Raw genomic sequence first — 906 nt, 5'->3', positions numbered from 1 at the left:
CTTGAACGCGTAGGAGGCCAGCACCGGCAGCTTGCCCAGCAGACGCACGGTGGAGATGTGGACCTGCTCCGGATCGTGCGGGTCCAGGGAGTCCGGGTAGAACGTGGACAGCCCGGACACGGAGGAGGACAGCACCGGCATGGGGTGCGCGTCCCGCGGGAAGCCGTTGAAGAACAGCTTGAGGTCCTCGTGCACCATGTTGTGGCGCAGGATGTTGGTCTCCCAGGCCTCCAGGGTCTCCTTGGACTCGGGCAGCTCGCCGTAGATCAGCAGGTAGGCCACCTCCATGAACGAGGAGTGCTCGGCGAGGTCCTCGATGGCGTAGCCGCGGTAGCGCAGGATGCCCTGGTCGCCGTCGATGAACGTGACGGCCGACTTGGCGTTCGCCGTGTTCATGAAGCCCGGGTCGTAGGTGACGTCGCCGGTCTCCTTCAGGAGCGGGGCGATGTTGATGCCGTTGTTGCCCTCTGTGGCGTGCTCGACGCCCAGGTCCAGGCTCTGCTCGCCGACGGTCAGCCGGACGGACTCGTGATGGGTCACGGGTGTGCTCCCTCGTCTTCTCTTCTCGATGGCCCGGGTTCGCACGCCCATGTGGGCGCGCCCACGCGGGGACGACTCTGCTCCAAACTATCAAGGACCGGCCCGGGACGCGCGGTCGCTTCCCCCGACGACGGCCCCCGACCCCGGCTCAGCCGGTCCGCGGCCCGCGGGCGGTGAGTCTCGCCGCGGCCCGGGCGACCGCCTCGTCCGTGGCGGTGATCGCCACGCGGACGTAGCCGTCGCCGCCGGCACCGTAGAACACGCCGGGCCCGGCGATGATGCCCAGGTCCGCCAGTTCGCCCAGCAGGTCCCACGAGTCCTGCGCCGTGGCGTCGGCCGGGTCCAGGTCCGCCCGCCGGGTCCACA

The 906-nt window shown here is 69.8% G+C and carries 1 protein-coding gene and 1 pseudogene; both read right to left on the bottom strand.

Annotated features, from left to right (window positions below; all coding sequences use genetic code 11):
- Positions 1-540, bottom strand: a 540-nt coding sequence (locus UN64_RS21725) for a citrate/2-methylcitrate synthase (RefSeq protein ID WP_281249497.1), incomplete at its 3' end; no start/stop codon positions are given.
- A gap of 148 nt (positions 541-688) precedes the next feature.
- A pseudogene (locus UN64_RS21720) lies at positions 689-906 on the bottom strand (hypothetical protein); the annotation flags it as partial.

The sequence above is a fragment of the Fictibacillus arsenicus genome (assembly GCF_001999465.1).
GTDB lineage: Bacteria > Bacillota > Bacilli > Bacillales > Fictibacillaceae > Fictibacillus > Fictibacillus arsenicus.
This window is presented reverse-complemented; position numbering and strand designations above follow the sequence as displayed.